This is a genomic window from Rappaport israeli, from assembly GCF_001888055.1.
In the GTDB taxonomy this organism is placed as follows: Bacteria; Pseudomonadota; Gammaproteobacteria; order Cardiobacteriales; family Cardiobacteriaceae; genus Rappaport; species Rappaport israeli.
The window spans coordinates 38,084-50,953 of record NZ_LXHZ01000016.1; the positions used below are offsets into that span (position 1 = coordinate 38,084).

At 43.9% G+C, this 12,870-nt stretch carries 13 protein-coding genes and 3 pseudogenes; 11 read left to right on the plus strand and 5 right to left on the minus strand.

Annotation, left to right across the window (positions count from 1 at the left end):
- The 6 genes and pseudogenes from A5N84_RS03785 to A5N84_RS03810 all read left to right on the plus strand — a co-directional run bounded on the left by A5N84_RS03785 (position 1) and on the right by A5N84_RS03810 (position 6,775).
- Entirely contained in the window at positions 1 to 552 is a 552-nt protein-coding gene (locus A5N84_RS03785; protein WP_072281328.1) for a hypothetical protein, read from the plus strand.
- Between the two features lie 126 nt (positions 553 to 678).
- Positions 679 to 2,383: pseudogene (locus A5N84_RS03790) on the plus strand (proline--tRNA ligase).
- A gap of 9 nt (positions 2,384 to 2,392) precedes the next feature.
- Positions 2,393 to 4,543, plus strand: a complete 2,151-nt coding sequence (locus A5N84_RS03795; protein WP_072281329.1) for a 3-hydroxyacyl-CoA dehydrogenase NAD-binding domain-containing protein — start codon at positions 2,393 to 2,395, stop codon at positions 4,541 to 4,543.
- Positions 4,533 to 5,525, plus strand: a complete 993-nt coding sequence (gene truD / locus A5N84_RS03800) for a tRNA pseudouridine(13) synthase TruD (RefSeq protein ID WP_072281330.1) — start codon at positions 4,533 to 4,535, stop codon at positions 5,523 to 5,525. Before A5N84_RS03795 ends, truD begins: the two co-directional genes overlap by 11 nt.
- Positions 5,526 to 5,690: 165 nt before the next feature.
- Positions 5,691 to 5,903 (plus strand): plasmid mobilization relaxosome protein MobC, encoded by a 213-nt coding sequence (gene mobC / locus A5N84_RS03805; protein ID WP_072281331.1) that lies wholly within the window; start codon positions 5,691 to 5,693, stop codon positions 5,901 to 5,903.
- A gap of 2 nt (positions 5,904 to 5,905) precedes the next feature.
- Entirely contained in the window at positions 5,906 to 6,775 is an 870-nt protein-coding gene (locus tag A5N84_RS03810) for a hypothetical protein (RefSeq protein ID WP_072281332.1), read from the plus strand.
- Between the two features lie 190 nt (positions 6,776 to 6,965).
- On the opposite strand, the gene A5N84_RS03815 is transcribed toward A5N84_RS03810, so the two are convergent.
- Positions 6,966 to 7,280, minus strand: coding sequence for a PepSY domain-containing protein (locus A5N84_RS03815; RefSeq protein ID WP_072281333.1), 315 nt, complete (start codon positions 7,278 to 7,280; stop codon positions 6,966 to 6,968).
- 335 nt (positions 7,281 to 7,615) lie between these two features.
- Between A5N84_RS03815 and A5N84_RS03820 the strand changes: the two genes are divergently transcribed.
- The gene (locus A5N84_RS03820; RefSeq protein WP_072281334.1) at positions 7,616 to 8,443 is read left to right on the plus strand and encodes a hypothetical protein; all 828 of its coding nucleotides are present in this window, start codon (positions 7,616 to 7,618) and stop codon (positions 8,441 to 8,443) included.
- Positions 8,444 to 8,466: 23 nt separating this feature from the next.
- Here A5N84_RS03820 and A5N84_RS03825 read toward each other — a convergent pair.
- Positions 8,467 to 8,649 (minus strand): annotated as a pseudogene (locus A5N84_RS03825) (type II toxin-antitoxin system YafQ family toxin); the annotation flags it as partial.
- Positions 8,650 to 8,859: 210 nt separating this feature from the next.
- Between A5N84_RS03825 and A5N84_RS13330 the strand changes: the two are divergent.
- Complete coding sequence (locus A5N84_RS13330; RefSeq protein ID WP_408633832.1) at positions 8,860 to 9,051, plus strand: hypothetical protein; 192 nt, start codon at positions 8,860 to 8,862, stop codon at positions 9,049 to 9,051.
- Here the strand turns inward: A5N84_RS13330 and A5N84_RS03835 are convergent.
- Together A5N84_RS03835 and A5N84_RS03840 are read right to left on the minus strand one after the other, a co-directional pair.
- Positions 9,018 to 9,662 carry an MBL fold metallo-hydrolase gene (locus A5N84_RS03835; RefSeq protein WP_072281335.1) on the minus strand — a complete coding sequence of 215 codons (645 nt, stop codon included), beginning with the start codon at positions 9,660 to 9,662 and terminating at the stop codon, positions 9,018 to 9,020. The genes A5N84_RS13330 and A5N84_RS03835 overlap by 34 nt on opposite strands.
- 161 nt (positions 9,663 to 9,823) lie before the next feature.
- Positions 9,824 to 10,441, minus strand: a complete 618-nt coding sequence (locus tag A5N84_RS03840; RefSeq protein ID WP_072281336.1) for an IS1595 family transposase — start codon at positions 10,439 to 10,441, stop codon at positions 9,824 to 9,826.
- Positions 10,442 to 10,484: 43 nt separating this feature from the next.
- On the opposite strand from A5N84_RS03840, the gene A5N84_RS03845 reads away from it, so the two are divergent.
- From A5N84_RS03845 to A5N84_RS03855, 3 genes are read left to right on the plus strand one after another with little or no spacing between them, the layout of a single operon-like run.
- Positions 10,485 to 10,817, plus strand: coding sequence for a hypothetical protein (locus A5N84_RS03845; protein WP_198923769.1), 333 nt, complete (start codon positions 10,485 to 10,487; stop codon positions 10,815 to 10,817).
- Positions 10,817 to 11,278 (plus strand): Mov34/MPN/PAD-1 family protein, encoded by a 462-nt coding sequence (locus A5N84_RS03850; RefSeq protein ID WP_072281337.1) that lies wholly within the window; start codon positions 10,817 to 10,819, stop codon positions 11,276 to 11,278. Before A5N84_RS03845 ends, A5N84_RS03850 begins: the two co-directional genes overlap by 1 nt.
- Positions 11,271 to 12,101: a DUF6602 domain-containing protein gene (locus tag A5N84_RS03855; protein WP_072281338.1), complete on the plus strand. Its 831-nt coding sequence runs from the start codon at positions 11,271 to 11,273 to the stop codon at positions 12,099 to 12,101. The genes A5N84_RS03850 and A5N84_RS03855 overlap by 8 nt, the downstream gene beginning before the upstream one ends.
- A 110-nt stretch (positions 12,102 to 12,211) precedes the next feature.
- Here the strand turns inward: A5N84_RS03855 and A5N84_RS03860 are convergent.
- A pseudogene (locus tag A5N84_RS03860) lies at positions 12,212 to 12,865 on the minus strand (zinc-binding dehydrogenase); the annotation flags it as partial.
- Positions 12,866 to 12,870: the final 5 nt, after the last annotated feature.

Here is a 12,870-nt window from a genome sequence, read left to right on the forward strand (position 1 = left end):
ATGGTTAATGTTAAATTTAATAAATTAGTAGGGCTTATGGCAGGATTTTGCTTGTCAGCGGTATGGGCGCAACAGGCGAATGAGCCTTTGGAATTACAACATGATGTGTTTTACAAATGGCAGGAAAAAGGAATTGCACACTACAGCAAAACCATGCCTAGAGGGGTGGGTAATTATATTATTTTAAATAAATATGGCATGGTGGTGTTTGATTCAAAACAATCAGTAGAGCCTGATTTGTCGCTTACCACTGCCAAAGCAGTGCGCCCAATGCCTCATGATTCTAATGAAATGAATTCTTTTGCACATGAAGAGAATGTTAAAAGCAATAGAACTTTTGAAATGCCCAGTGCTGCTAGGGCTAAAGAGCAAGAGCAAATTATTACACGCGAACAACGCTGTGAAGAGGCGCAAGAGCAGTTGACCACGATTCGTCAAAATGAGGTGATTTATGAGGAAGATAAGGAAGGGAATTTGATTCCTTTGGACCAACAAACAGTCAATGCGCGTAGAGAACAAGCAGAGAATGATATTCGCGAATTGTGTCATTAAGGTTTTGTTCGTAGGTCTGTTTATTGTTAGAGATTAAATTGTTTGGCGGTGCTTTTGGCACTGCCTCTCTTATTTATTGGGTTGTTTTAAATCTTTTTTCATTGTTTTAATTTTTAGGGGATAGCGATGCGTTTGTCGTCATTTTGGTTGAGTACTCAAAAAGAAACGCCAGCGGAAGCGGAGGTGGTTAGTCATCAATTAATGTTGCGCGCGGGGATGATTCGTCAGACGGCAGTGGGGGTGTATTCGTGGTTGCCTTTAGGGCTTAGAGTGTTGAAAAAGTTGAGGCGATTGTGCGTGAGGAGATGAACCGTGCGGGGGCGCTGGAGGTGTTTATGCCGATGGTGCAACCTAACGAGTTGTGGCGAGAATCCAAGCGGTGGCAGGATTATGGCCTGAGTTGTTGCGGTTTTTAGACCGCCATGAGCGGGAATATTGTTTGGGGCCAACGCATGAAGAGGTGGTTACGGATTTAATGCGTCGTGATTTAACAAGTTATAAGCAATTGCCTTTGAATGTCTATCAGATTCAAACAAAATTTAGAGATGAAATTCGTCCGCGGTTTGGGGTGATGCGTGGGCGAGAGTTTTTGATGAAAGATGGCTATTCGTTTCACTTAGATGAGGCGTGTTTGCAACAAACTTATGAGGCGATGTATCAGGCATATTGTCGTATTTTTGAGCGTATTGGTTTGGATTATCGCGCGGTATTGGCAGATAACGGCTCAATTGGGGGGACGGGTTCGCATGAGTTTCATGTGTTAGCTCAAACTGGAGAGGATGATATTGTTTTTTCTCAAGATGGCAGTTATGCAGCCAATATGGAGAAGGCGCAGGCGTATATCGCGCCTGTTGAGTGCGCTGATGCGGGGGTGGAGAAGGTGAAATTTGCAACGCCAGAGTGTGGTTCAATTGAGCAGTTGTGCGCGCAATATGATGTAGATGCGATGCAAAGTGTGAAAACTTTGCTGGTTAAAGGAGCTCAGGAGGGGCAGTTGGTGGCGCTGGTTTTGCGTGGTGGGGATTCTCTTAATGAGGTGAAGGCTGAGCATTTGGATGTAGTGGCAAGTCCGCTGGTGTTTGCTGATGAGGCGGAGGTGCGCGCGGTGGTGGGGGCTGGTTTTGGCTCGTTGGGTCCGTTTGAGTTGGGGTTGCCTTTGGTTGTGGATTATGAGGCGGCGCGGTTGGCGGATTTTGTTGCAGGTGCTAATGAGGATGGGTTTCACTATAAGCATTTGAATATGGCGCGTGATGTGCCTGAGGCGATGGTGGCGGATATTCGTAATGTGATAGAAGGGGATTTGTCGCCACAGACGCGCAGTCCGTTATTGATTAAGCGCGGGATTGAGGTGGGGCATATTTTCCAGTTGGGGGTGAAATATTCTCAATCGATGGGGCTGAAGGTGCCACTGGAAGATGGCGGGAGTACAACGCCTTTGATGGGATGTTATGGCATTGGGGTATCGCGAATTGTGGCGGCGGCAATTGAGCAAAATCATGATGCGCGTGGCATTATTTTTCCACAGGCGATAGCGCCTTTTTCTGTGGCGATTTTACCGCTTAATGCGCATAAATCGGCGGAGGTGGCTGAGGCTGCTGAGAAATTATATGCGCAATTGCTAGATTGTGGGGTTGAGGTGGCGTTAGATGATAGAGGTAAGCGTGCTGGGGTGATGTTTGCGGATATGGATTTGATTGGCGTGCCGATGCGGGTGGTGATTTCTGATAAAACGTTGGCACAGGGCGCGGTGGAGTTTAAATTACGCCGTGAGGAGGAGGCGCAACTAGTGGCGCTTTCTGAGGTAGTTGCGCAGATAAAGGCGCTGATTTAGCGGTTTTTGATGAGAGAGGGGGTGGGGTCGGATTTGTCGTCGTTTCGGTTTTTGCGTCCAGCGGTATTTGGTGCGAGTTATTTGGGCGGGCAGGTGGCGGCGTTGTTTGCCAGTGCTGGGATTCGGGTGCGGTTGTATGACCGCCCGTCGGCAGGCGATGCGAATGCCTTAGCGCGTGGGGTAATTGAGGAGCTGATGTGGCAGAAGCCGTTGCCGTTTGCTGGGCAGGAGGCAGTGTCTTTAATTGATGCGCGCAACTATGGTGATGATTGGGCGTTGTTGAAAGACCATGATTTAATCATTGAATGCCATGAGGGGGATTTTGCGATGCGTCGGGGGATGTTGACGCGTTTGGCGCCTGCTTTGTCTAAAGAAGTGGTGTTGATGACTCTTGCCGATGGCTTGCCTTTGGAGGAGTTTGCGCGGGCGCTTCCTGCTGGGTTGCGTCCGCGTTTTTGTGGTGCGCATTTTTATCGTCCGTCGCGTTTTATGCGTTTGATGGAGTTGTATGCGGGGGTGCGAACGGAGGCGCGTGTTTTAGATGTGGTGCGTGGATTTTTTACGCAGGTGTTGGGGCGTGAGGTGTTGCAGGTGGCGGATAGCCCAAATTATGTGGGCAATCGTTTGTTGGTGTTTTTGATTATGGCAAGTTTTTATCATGCGCAGCGGCTGGGGTTGTCGTTGGAGCAGTTGGAATATTTGACGATGTTTCCAGAGTTTGCTGAAAATAAGGGCATTGTGTCGCGGGTGCGGTTTTTAGGGGCGATGCGGGTGCGGGAGATTTTTGCGCGGGTGGCGATGGCGGATAGGGAGCGTTTTGGGGTGTTGCTTGAGCAATGTGAGATGTTGCAGGCATTTTTGGCGTGTTTGTCTGAGGGTAGGGTGGCGAAGGTGGGGGCTTCTGGGATGGCGTTTGATGTGCAGTTACAAGGCGCGATTGATCGGTGTGATTGGTTGGCGCTTGGGCGTTTGAATTCACATGCGGCAAGGTTTTTATATGCTTTCTGGCGAGATGTGTGGCAATACATGGCTTGGGTGGCTCAAGAGACTGGTTTGGCTGGAGCGGATTTAGATAGGGCTTTGCGCTATGGGATTAATTGGCCGTATAACTTTTATGCTTGGTTTTTGGCTTTCTCTCCTAAGGTGGTGATCGAAACGACAAAGGAGGATGCAAAAAAGGGGGTTGTTGAGTATGCGGTGGGGGATTTTTGGCGTAAAGCGCGACGACAAACGGAGCAAGAGCGTAAGGCAGAGGCGTCATTGTGGTTTGCAGATTCGCAGCTGCTTTTTAAGGAGGCGGTGGGTAGTCGGTGTTGGTTGTATCAGCAATCGATTGTGATTTGGCAACCGCTTGCGTCGGTGGCGGTGTTTGATGTGCAATTATTGGCGGAGTTGTTGCAGGCGTGTGAGTATGCCAAGCGTAAGCGCGCGGCACTTTTGATTTATCATCATGGGCAATCGTTTGGGGTGGCTAGAAATTGGCGGGAGTTTTGCCAGCAAAAAGATGGGCTATGGCAGGCGGAGCAGGATGCGCTGGAGGCGGTGTTATTGGCGCTTCGGATGTTGCCCTCGCCTGTGTTGGTGTCTTTATCAGGGAAGGTATATGACGCGGGGTTTGCCGTGATGATGCAAGCAGATTGTGTGTTGTGTGATACGGAGGTGAGTTGGCAGTTATCAACCATTGGGCAGGGATTGATTTCTTTTGGTGGGGTGTGGTTTGAGTGGCTTAGGCGCTTGCCTGCGGTGGATGAGGCAACGCGTTTGGCACAAATTCATGGGGTGTTGGCAAGAATGGCGATGATGGGAAGTGTGAGCGATGTGCATACGGCTCGGCAGTTGGGGTTGTTGCGTAGTGGGGACGGTTTTATGCTAACACGCGCGATGTTGGAGCAAAAAACGGCGGCTATTGCGCAATCTTGGGTGCATTATCAGGGCGCGAAGGCGGTGCGCTATGGGCAAAAGGGGTTGTCAAAGGTGCAGAGGGCGAAATTAGCAGAGAAAGCTCAGGAATTATCGCATGGACGAGAGCGCTATTTGATAATGTTGGATTTGTTAGGTGAGCAGGTGGCGGGTAGAGCGTTGTCTTTGCGGTTGTTTTTGCAAGATGAATGGCGGGCGTTTAATCAGTTATGCATGCAGGAGGATGAGAATGGGGGTTAAGGCTCAGGCGGATTTAAAAACTAAGGCGCAGGATTTTATAGTAGAAGAGGTTTTAGGCTTTGAGTTATCAGGGGCGGGGGAGCATCTTTGGTGTTGGGTGGAAAAAATCAATGCCAATACGTTGTATGTGGCGCGACAGTGGGCGCAGTTGGTGGGTTGTCAGCGACGCGATATTAGTCATAGTGGGTTGAAAGACCGCCATGCAATAACGCGACAATGGCTGTGTTTGCCAGCAATTTATGGCGATAAGTTGCCTGATGTAGGCGAAGGCTGGCGGATTATTCAGCGCGTGCGTCATCAGAAAAAATTGCGCGTGGGGACGCATCGTTTTAATGATTTTGTGATTAGATTGCGTGAGGTGGCGGGGGATAAAACAGAGATTGAAACGGCTTTGCAGTCGCAAGTACTTGAGGGGTTTGTAAATAAATTTGGAGCACAGCGGTTTGGGCGGGAAAATTTAGCACGCGCGCAACAATGGGTGAAATCAGGAAAACTGCCTAAAAAGCGTGAGGAGCGGTCGCTGGTGTTATCTACATTGCGGGCGTGGTTATTTAATCAACAGTTGGAGATGCGCGAGAGTTTGGGGGTGGTGCGCTCATTGTTGGTGGGTGATAGAGCGATGTTGCGTGGGAGTCAGAGCTATTTTTATATTGAGAAAATAGATGAAGATTTGCAACGGCGCTTAAATGAGGGCGATATTGTGCCCGCTGGATGGTTGGTGGGGAAAGAGGAAAATACGGATGAGGCGACGCCGAGCGCGGATATTCGCGCAAAAGCATTAGAGGATTATGCAGCGGAGGTGGCGTATCTACAGCGCTATGCACAAAGCGATTGGCGGGCGATGGTCGTGCAAGCGCAACAGTTGTCATGGCAGTGGGAAGAGGATAAAACGTTGGTATTGTCGTTTCGCTTACCAAAAGGATGTTTTGCAACGACTTTACTTGAGCAAGTTTTTACTATTCGGGATAGGTCAGTAGAATAATTTTTTTATAAAGATTATGCCTTGTTTGGATGAATAAGTTGCCCAATACAATTTGGATTTTTATTGAAAAAATTTGAGATTGAATTTAATTCAAAACTTAGAATAAGTATAGAAAGAATAAGTATTAAATGATTTTTAAAACTTTCAAAGACTTGCAAGATAAAAATGGCTATTCCAGCAGAGCTACAAAAAGACAGAGCACGTGCGCTGCTATTGCTCAGTAAATCCAGTAACAATATCAATCAGATCGCTAAAGCGCTCAATACACTAAGAGTTGAAAACCAACTCAATGAGGCGCAAGCCTTGCGCTATTTGCAAACGCTTGACTCAATAAAACTGCAACTTAATCTGTTTTGGCAGAAATTTGAGACGGTCTGAATATGATTATTCGGGTGAAAGGCGGTAAAGGCGGAATTGTTGACTATCTGGAAAAGGGCAGAAAGTCAGACCGTGAGCTTTCACGCGATGAATTAGACCAACGTGTGCCATTGAGTGGGGAAATCCAGCAATTATCAGGGGTTCTTGGTTGTTTTAATCCACAAGATAGCGCACAAAAATATTTGCATATCACTTTGTCTTTCAAAGAAGCGTTTGTAGAGGAAGAAGATTTGCAAGCTATTGACCGTGAGTTTCGTGAGTTTATTTTTAGCGCCTGTGCCGAAGATGAGTTTTACTATTACAGCGAGGCGCATCTGCCTAAAATCAAATATGAATTAGATAAAAAAGGCATTGAGCATCAACGTTTCCCCCATATTCATGTGGTTATCCCTGAATATAATATTGCAACTGGAAAACGTGAAAACCCATTGGGTAAGATTACGCTGATTCATCCGTATCTCACGGCGTTTCAAGAACACATCAATGAGCGCTTTGATTTGCAGTCGCCTAAAGATAATCGCCGTCAATTAACTTCAGGGGCTGAAGAGGTAATTAATCGCTATAAAATTCAATCTGATATGCCCATCAACAAAATCAAGCGTCGCTTGTTTGAATTTGTTCAATCTCACCCAGAGATTAGCAATGTAGAAGAATTAGCGGCAAGTATCCGAGCTTTTGGTGTGGGGGTGAAGGTTAGAGATAGCAAAAAATTTGGCGCTAAATATATTAATTTTTCTTTTGACGTAGAGGGTAAGCGCAAAGCAATTAATCTTAAAGACGGGGTTTTTCTAGATGCTTATTTAGCAAGGCGCAATCTTGAACTTGCGCAAGCGCCTGCTTTTTATTGCTTTTCGGCTATCAAACCCATTTGATGATTTACACCCCCAGCAATTACCGCGTTAAAGATTTTCTCCGCTTCGGTTGGGCAATTCTCTTTACCTATGCAGCAGCGGCTTTATTGCTTATTCCGCTGATTTTTCCTTTCCGCCCCGCATCGTTTTAAACTCAAAACGAGAGCGCAAAAAAGCCGGCTTGCAGCCGGCTTTTTTAAAATGGTGATAATTAATCGTCACGCTCTACGCTATGACGTCTAATCTTGCCTGTTTTGGCATCAATTACAATGTCATGCTCCATACCGTTATAATGCACTTCCACTTCAAAACGCGCGCCGCGATATTGGCTGTATTCAAAATCCACATCAGTCACTATACCGCCGCCCGCTGCTTGAATGGCGATTTCCGCCGCTTTGTCATGAGAGATATATTCTCCTTGATGTTGCTGGTAATAGCGTGCGTCGTCATCATAACGATCAGCATATTGAGCAAAGACCGGAGCAGTCAAAACGGCTAAAGCGGCAATCGAAATAAATTTTTTCATCATTTATCCTTTATCACAGTTTAAGTTTAAGATTCTGAATCAAGATTCATTATCAAGATTCATTGCACAAAATTATAAAGCTAATATAAATAAGCAATATTATGCTTTGTTTATAATTACACAATGTTTATTTATCCTTACTTGCTCTGTTCTCGGCAGCGCTTTTATCGCTCTTTTTCCACAAAAATCCGTCATGCGGCGGGCTTCTTATCAGCTGATGGGCAACAAACTTAACCCGTGTTACGCAATCCTGCCGCGATGGCATTGATGGTACGCAGGAGCGGATTGTTGATGACAATCGCCGTTTTAGTGCCTCTGATTATTTAAGACAGCGCATGCATTTAGATTGGTCAGAGTCAAAGGTAATATTAAATCATGTGCTTAAAACACAAATGCACGGCAAAGGACAAAAACAAGCTGTGGCTTCATCGGTGATGTGGCGCCATTTTTGCAAACAAGAACAACAACTCAAACCCTTCAAGCAGGCTTTTTTGCAATACAAATCCGAGCGCAAAGCGATTTTTGCACGCTATCGCTATCAGCGCGATACAAAATACACGTGCGCACAAAATTCAGTTTTATGGCGATTAAATAAAGAAAAACGCGAACAAGCGCTCAAACAACTAGAAAACAACTGGCAACAACAACGAAAAATGCTCAACCTTAAACCGCATGAACGTTATTTGCACTATCTCTATCAACAAGCGCAAAAAAATAATGAGCAGGCGCTCACTGAACTTAATCGCGTTTATCCGAAATGGCAAACGCATCATAGACAAGAAGAGGAAACCATCGTTTTTGAAATCCGTAGTCAAACGAAATATCCTCAACTCTTCAGTACTTTTGACTTTGGTTTAAACACCACCATCAAAAGAAATGGCACAATTGAATATCGCGACCAAAGCAAACACAATAAAGTTGTGATTGTTGATAGCTATCAATCAATCAAAGTGAAAGAGAAAAGCGAAGATGTTTTTAGCAAAGCATTGGTTTTAGCGCAGAGAAGATATGGCACAGATAAATTCGAAATTATTGGGGCAAGTAAAGAAGATTTAGCAGCCATTCAAAAAGCAGTTAATCAGCAACAAGTTAATGTTAAAGTGCTTCAGGTGAAAAACTTACCGCCTAAGACTTCTAGTAAAGATAAAGACCATCAGCGTTAATAGAGAATAATTCTAATGATGGATTAGCCAAAAATTTCGCTATGGCTATCTAAGTAATGCAACTCTACAACATCATCCACTATTTTATAGATTAAAACCAAATCAGGCTTGATATGGCAATCACGAAACCCAATAAAATGACCCGTCAAGGCATGGTCTTTATGAGGGCGTTCAGAAATCTGTGTCAGTTCAATCAAAGGCTCATCACCTTATCTAAGCGCCCGGGGAAATGGATAGACAACTGCATCTATAGTCGGAGAAGTGGAAAAGTAGTACAAGGCGGCGAGCCGCAGACAGTACAGATAGTACGGCAAGGCGAGCCAACGCCGTAATACTTTTTCAATTCTTCGACTATAGACAAAACCTTTGATGCAGATTGGCTGTTAGAGGAACTGAACGAAAGAGCTTGCCAAGCGGTGATTCCACCGACGAGCAAGCGAAAACTGCAACGTGCTTATGACCGGCATATGTGCAAATGGCGTCATTTGGTAGAAAATGTTTTCTGTGATTTAAAGGGGTTTAAGAAGATAGCCATGCGTTCGGAGAAAACAGACAGCTCCTTTGCGGCAAACATTTATCTCGCTGCAACACTTATGGCTTCAAGGTGATTGTCAACAGACCCTAGCCTTGCCCCCACGCCAAGCGGTACGACAAACCGCTCTGCCTTGTCCGCCAAATGGCGAATGGTTGTAGCCTCCAAATGGTCATAATGGTCGTGAGTAATCAGCACAACGTCAATGGCAGGCAGGTTTTGGCGTGTGATTGGGGCTTCTTGAAAACGTGGGGCGATGAGCGGTAGATTCAAGGGGTTGGCGTTGTCAAACACAGGATCGGTCAAAAAGCGTACGTCGTCCAGCTCCAAAATGGCGGATGCATGACCGAGCCAATAGTAGGCGAAGTTTTCAGACTGGCTGAAAGCGATTTGATTTAAATCCACCATAGGCAAACGTCCGTTTGGCGTGTAGCCGTCAAACCGCACAAAACCGCCTTGCCCTGTGGCTTTGTCGGGATAATAGGGCAAATCGGTGGTATAAAGGTTCACAAATTGCCCGTTTTTGTAATAAGACAAATGAGCGAAACGGCTCTCATCGGGCAATCCGCCCAAATTGCGATAGAGCATCACGCCCAAAATGGCGACAATCAAGGCAAGCACGCCCAGCGTGGCAAGGGTGAATTTGAGCAGGCGTTTTAAAATGGGGTGTTTAACAGTCGGTTTCATCGGTTTGGCAAATAAAATAAACCATTAGGGAGTCGACTGTCCTAATGGTTTGGTTGAAAAATGAGATATTATACAAGGTCTTAGATATTAAGGGAAATTGAGAATGGTTATGGGTGGGTATAATTTAGTAGGCTCTAGACTAGCAGGGTGATTGGTATAATTTATTGCAGAAGCAACCATTCGCATTCCTTTAAATGCCATTCGAAATTTTTGCTTACACCGTTAAATTTTGCAAGCCTTCTTTTGGTAAAACTCCAAAAACTTTCTATACCGTTGATGTGTATGCTGCCATGTGCAAATTCGTTTTGTCCGTGATTAACCCGCAAATGCTTACTATAACCCACATCAACCAATCCGCTATACCCACGCCAACTATCAGAATAAATGACGCTGTCCAAGCTGACTTTACCCAGTATAATGTCTTGCAAGGTCTGCTTCTTACAATCAGGAACGATTTCAGTATAAACCTTGCCCTCACGTTCGAATATACCGAATACAGGCTGTTTCAACGTTCCTCTGCCGCGTTTGAGTTTGCTATGAAAGCTTCGTTGCCGCTTGGCGCCAAAATAACTTTCATCGACTTCTATGCTTCCATAGAGTTGTTCCTTAAGTTCACTCTGATGGCGATAGATTTCCTGACGAAAGATGTTGTACCAATGATTGATGGTATTGCGATTAAAACCAGTCAGCAAAGCGGTTTTTGAGGCTTCAATATCGGCACAAAAGTGCCGAATAATTTTTTTGAGCTGATATGTGCTTAATTTACTGTTGTATCTCATTTTTCTAGTCTAACAGAGTGATTCTGCTAGTCTAGAGCCTTTAATGTATCTTACAGATAAATTAAATTTGACTAGCACCATATTTAATTTATCCATAACCAATTACGCAAAAGCATTGGTATGTGGCATTTCACCCAATCATTATCGTTTTGTGAGGCATCAGATTGATAAAATTTTAAACAAAGAGAATGATACTTTGGATTTATACAATCCTATCGGCTGTTGGAATCCAACTTTTAAAGCTTCTTATAATGATATTGCCATTATGGTTCAGTTATCATTAAAAATAATTAATTTAATGATTCAAGAAAGTAATTATCAACATTTTGTCACTCAATGTGATGATAATCTTAATTTAAAGGTTGAGAGGTTTTAATGATTGTGAAAAAATACAAAAACCTACAACTTTATGTTGAATGTACATTAATTGAATTAATGGCGAATTTAGCGATTTATCATTATCCAAATGATAATGGTGGATTTCTTTTAGGTTACTACTCTGACAACCTTACTAAGTTGTATATCAAAGATTTTTTATTGATTGATAAATACGACAGCTCACCTGTTGGGTTTAAGCGTGAATTAAATTTAAAAGTTCATAATTTTGAAAAGATATTCCGAGAAACTGGATTGTATTATATAGGCGAATGGCACAGTCACCCCAATGCAACAGCGTGGTACAGTTTAACAGATTTACAAGCAATGGATAGCATTGCTTCTTGCAATACGGTTCAGCTCCATAATCCCATTCTGCTTATTTTAAGCATGTCCAGTAATAAATTATTAGATTTTAATTTTTTTCTTTTTGATGAAGGTAGGTTAGCTGTTTATGAATAATGTTGATTTATTAGCCTTGTTTCGTGGTATGCAAGGGCAAATGCAAAGCCAATTAAGTACCAATCGTGAATTTATTCATCATCCAGGCTCAAAAGGCGATGCCTTAGAAAATGCTTGGATTGAATGGTTGCAAAGTTATTTACCAAATCGTTATAGTGTAGATAAAGCGATTGTAATTGATTACCACGGAAATACCAGTGACCAAATTGATATTGTCATTTATGATAATTGGTTTACACCATTTATTTTTAATCAAAATGGCTTTAAGTATATTCCTGCTGAAGGAGTGTATGCTGTTTTTGAAGTAAAACCTGATATTCAGGGTAATGTTGGTGATATTAATTACATTAAATATGCAGGACAAAAAATTGCCAGTGTCAGAAGATTGGATCGCACATCAACATCAATGATTAATTCGGGACAAAAGCTACCTGCTCGTCCACTGACAAAAATCATTGGTGGAATTTTAACCACCACCAATTCTTTTACACATAATAACAATGATACTATTGAAAAGCACATCAAGTCTTTAACCGATTTAGAGGGAATTGATTTGGGTTGCATTGTGGATTATGGTAATTTCTTTGTACAATATATAGGAGAAGAAGATATCAATGAGAAAGTAGATTTTAGAAAACGCATCTGTGATTATTATCATAATCGGACTTTTCAATCATTGGAATTTAGCCAGCCTGAAAATTCATTAATCACTTTCTTTATGCAATTGACACGTTATTTGCAACAAGCAATCGGAACAGTGCCTGCTATTGATTTACAGGCATATATGAATACGATTGGAGAAAAAATTGACAATAAAATTTAAGCTAAACTTATTGATTATCATCAGTATTTTTGATTATATAATATTGTTCTAAATAAAAACACCGTTTCCAACTCTGAAAACGGTGTTTCCCTACTCCCCACAAAACAGTATTACCCCTTCAAACTCGCCATATCAATCACAAAACGATATTTCACATCGCTTTTTTGCATACGCTCATAGGCGGTGTTAATGTCTTGCATATCAATCATTTCCACATCTGGCACGATATTATGCTCGGCACAAAAATCCAACATTTCTTGGGTCTCGGCAATACCGCCAATCACAGATGCGGCAATGCTACGGCGACCCATAATCATCGGCACGGTGTTAATGGTTTGTTCCAGCTCGCCCACCAAACCGACCAGCACCAGCGTACCGTCCAAGGCAAGTGTCGGTACATAGGGCTTTAAATCGTGGGTGTATGGCACGGTGTCAATGATGACATCAAAGGTGTTTGCCACCTCAAACGTCTGACCCTCATCGGTGGACAGCACCACACGACTCGCCCCCAAGCGGTAAGCGTCATCGGATTTGCCAAGCGAACGGGTAAAGAGCGTAACTTCCGCCCCCATAGCATGAGCAAGTTTGACCGCCATATGCCCCAGTCCGCCCAGTCCGACCACGCCCACTTTGGTGCCTTTGCCGACTTTCCAATGACGCAGGGGCGAGTATGTGGTAATGCCTGCACACAGTAGCGGGGCGACCGCTTGGGTGTCTAGGTTTTCGGATACTTTTAACACAAAATCTTCGCTCACCACGAGAGAATGTA

Excerpts from the sequence above, each read along its gene's own strand:
- A5N84_RS03785 (WP_072281328.1), top strand. The coding sequence starts at position 1 with ATGGTTAATGTTAAATTTAATAAATTAGTAGGGCTTATGGCAGGATTT.
- A5N84_RS03795 (WP_072281329.1), top strand. The coding sequence starts at position 2,393 with ATGAGAGAGGGGGTGGGGTCGGATTTGTCGTCGTTTCGGTTTTTGCGT.
- truD (WP_072281330.1), top strand. The coding sequence starts at position 4,533 with ATGGGGGTTAAGGCTCAGGCGGATTTAAAAACTAAGGCGCAGGATTTT.
- mobC (WP_072281331.1), top strand. The coding sequence starts at position 5,691 with ATGGCTATTCCAGCAGAGCTACAAAAAGACAGAGCACGTGCGCTGCTA.
- A5N84_RS03810 (WP_072281332.1), top strand. The coding sequence starts at position 5,906 with ATGATTATTCGGGTGAAAGGCGGTAAAGGCGGAATTGTTGACTATCTG.
- A5N84_RS03815 (WP_072281333.1), bottom strand. The coding sequence starts at position 7,280 with ATGAAAAAATTTATTTCGATTGCCGCTTTAGCCGTTTTGACTGCTCCG.
- A5N84_RS03820 (WP_072281334.1), top strand. The coding sequence starts at position 7,616 with ATGCATTTAGATTGGTCAGAGTCAAAGGTAATATTAAATCATGTGCTT.
- A5N84_RS03835 (WP_072281335.1), bottom strand. The coding sequence starts at position 9,662 with ATGAAACCGACTGTTAAACACCCCATTTTAAAACGCCTGCTCAAATTC.
- A5N84_RS03840 (WP_072281336.1), bottom strand. The coding sequence starts at position 10,441 with ATGAGATACAACAGTAAATTAAGCACATATCAGCTCAAAAAAATTATT.
- A5N84_RS03845 (WP_198923769.1), top strand. The coding sequence starts at position 10,485 with ATGTATCTTACAGATAAATTAAATTTGACTAGCACCATATTTAATTTA.
- A5N84_RS03850 (WP_072281337.1), top strand. The coding sequence starts at position 10,817 with ATGATTGTGAAAAAATACAAAAACCTACAACTTTATGTTGAATGTACA.
- A5N84_RS03855 (WP_072281338.1), top strand. The coding sequence starts at position 11,271 with ATGAATAATGTTGATTTATTAGCCTTGTTTCGTGGTATGCAAGGGCAA.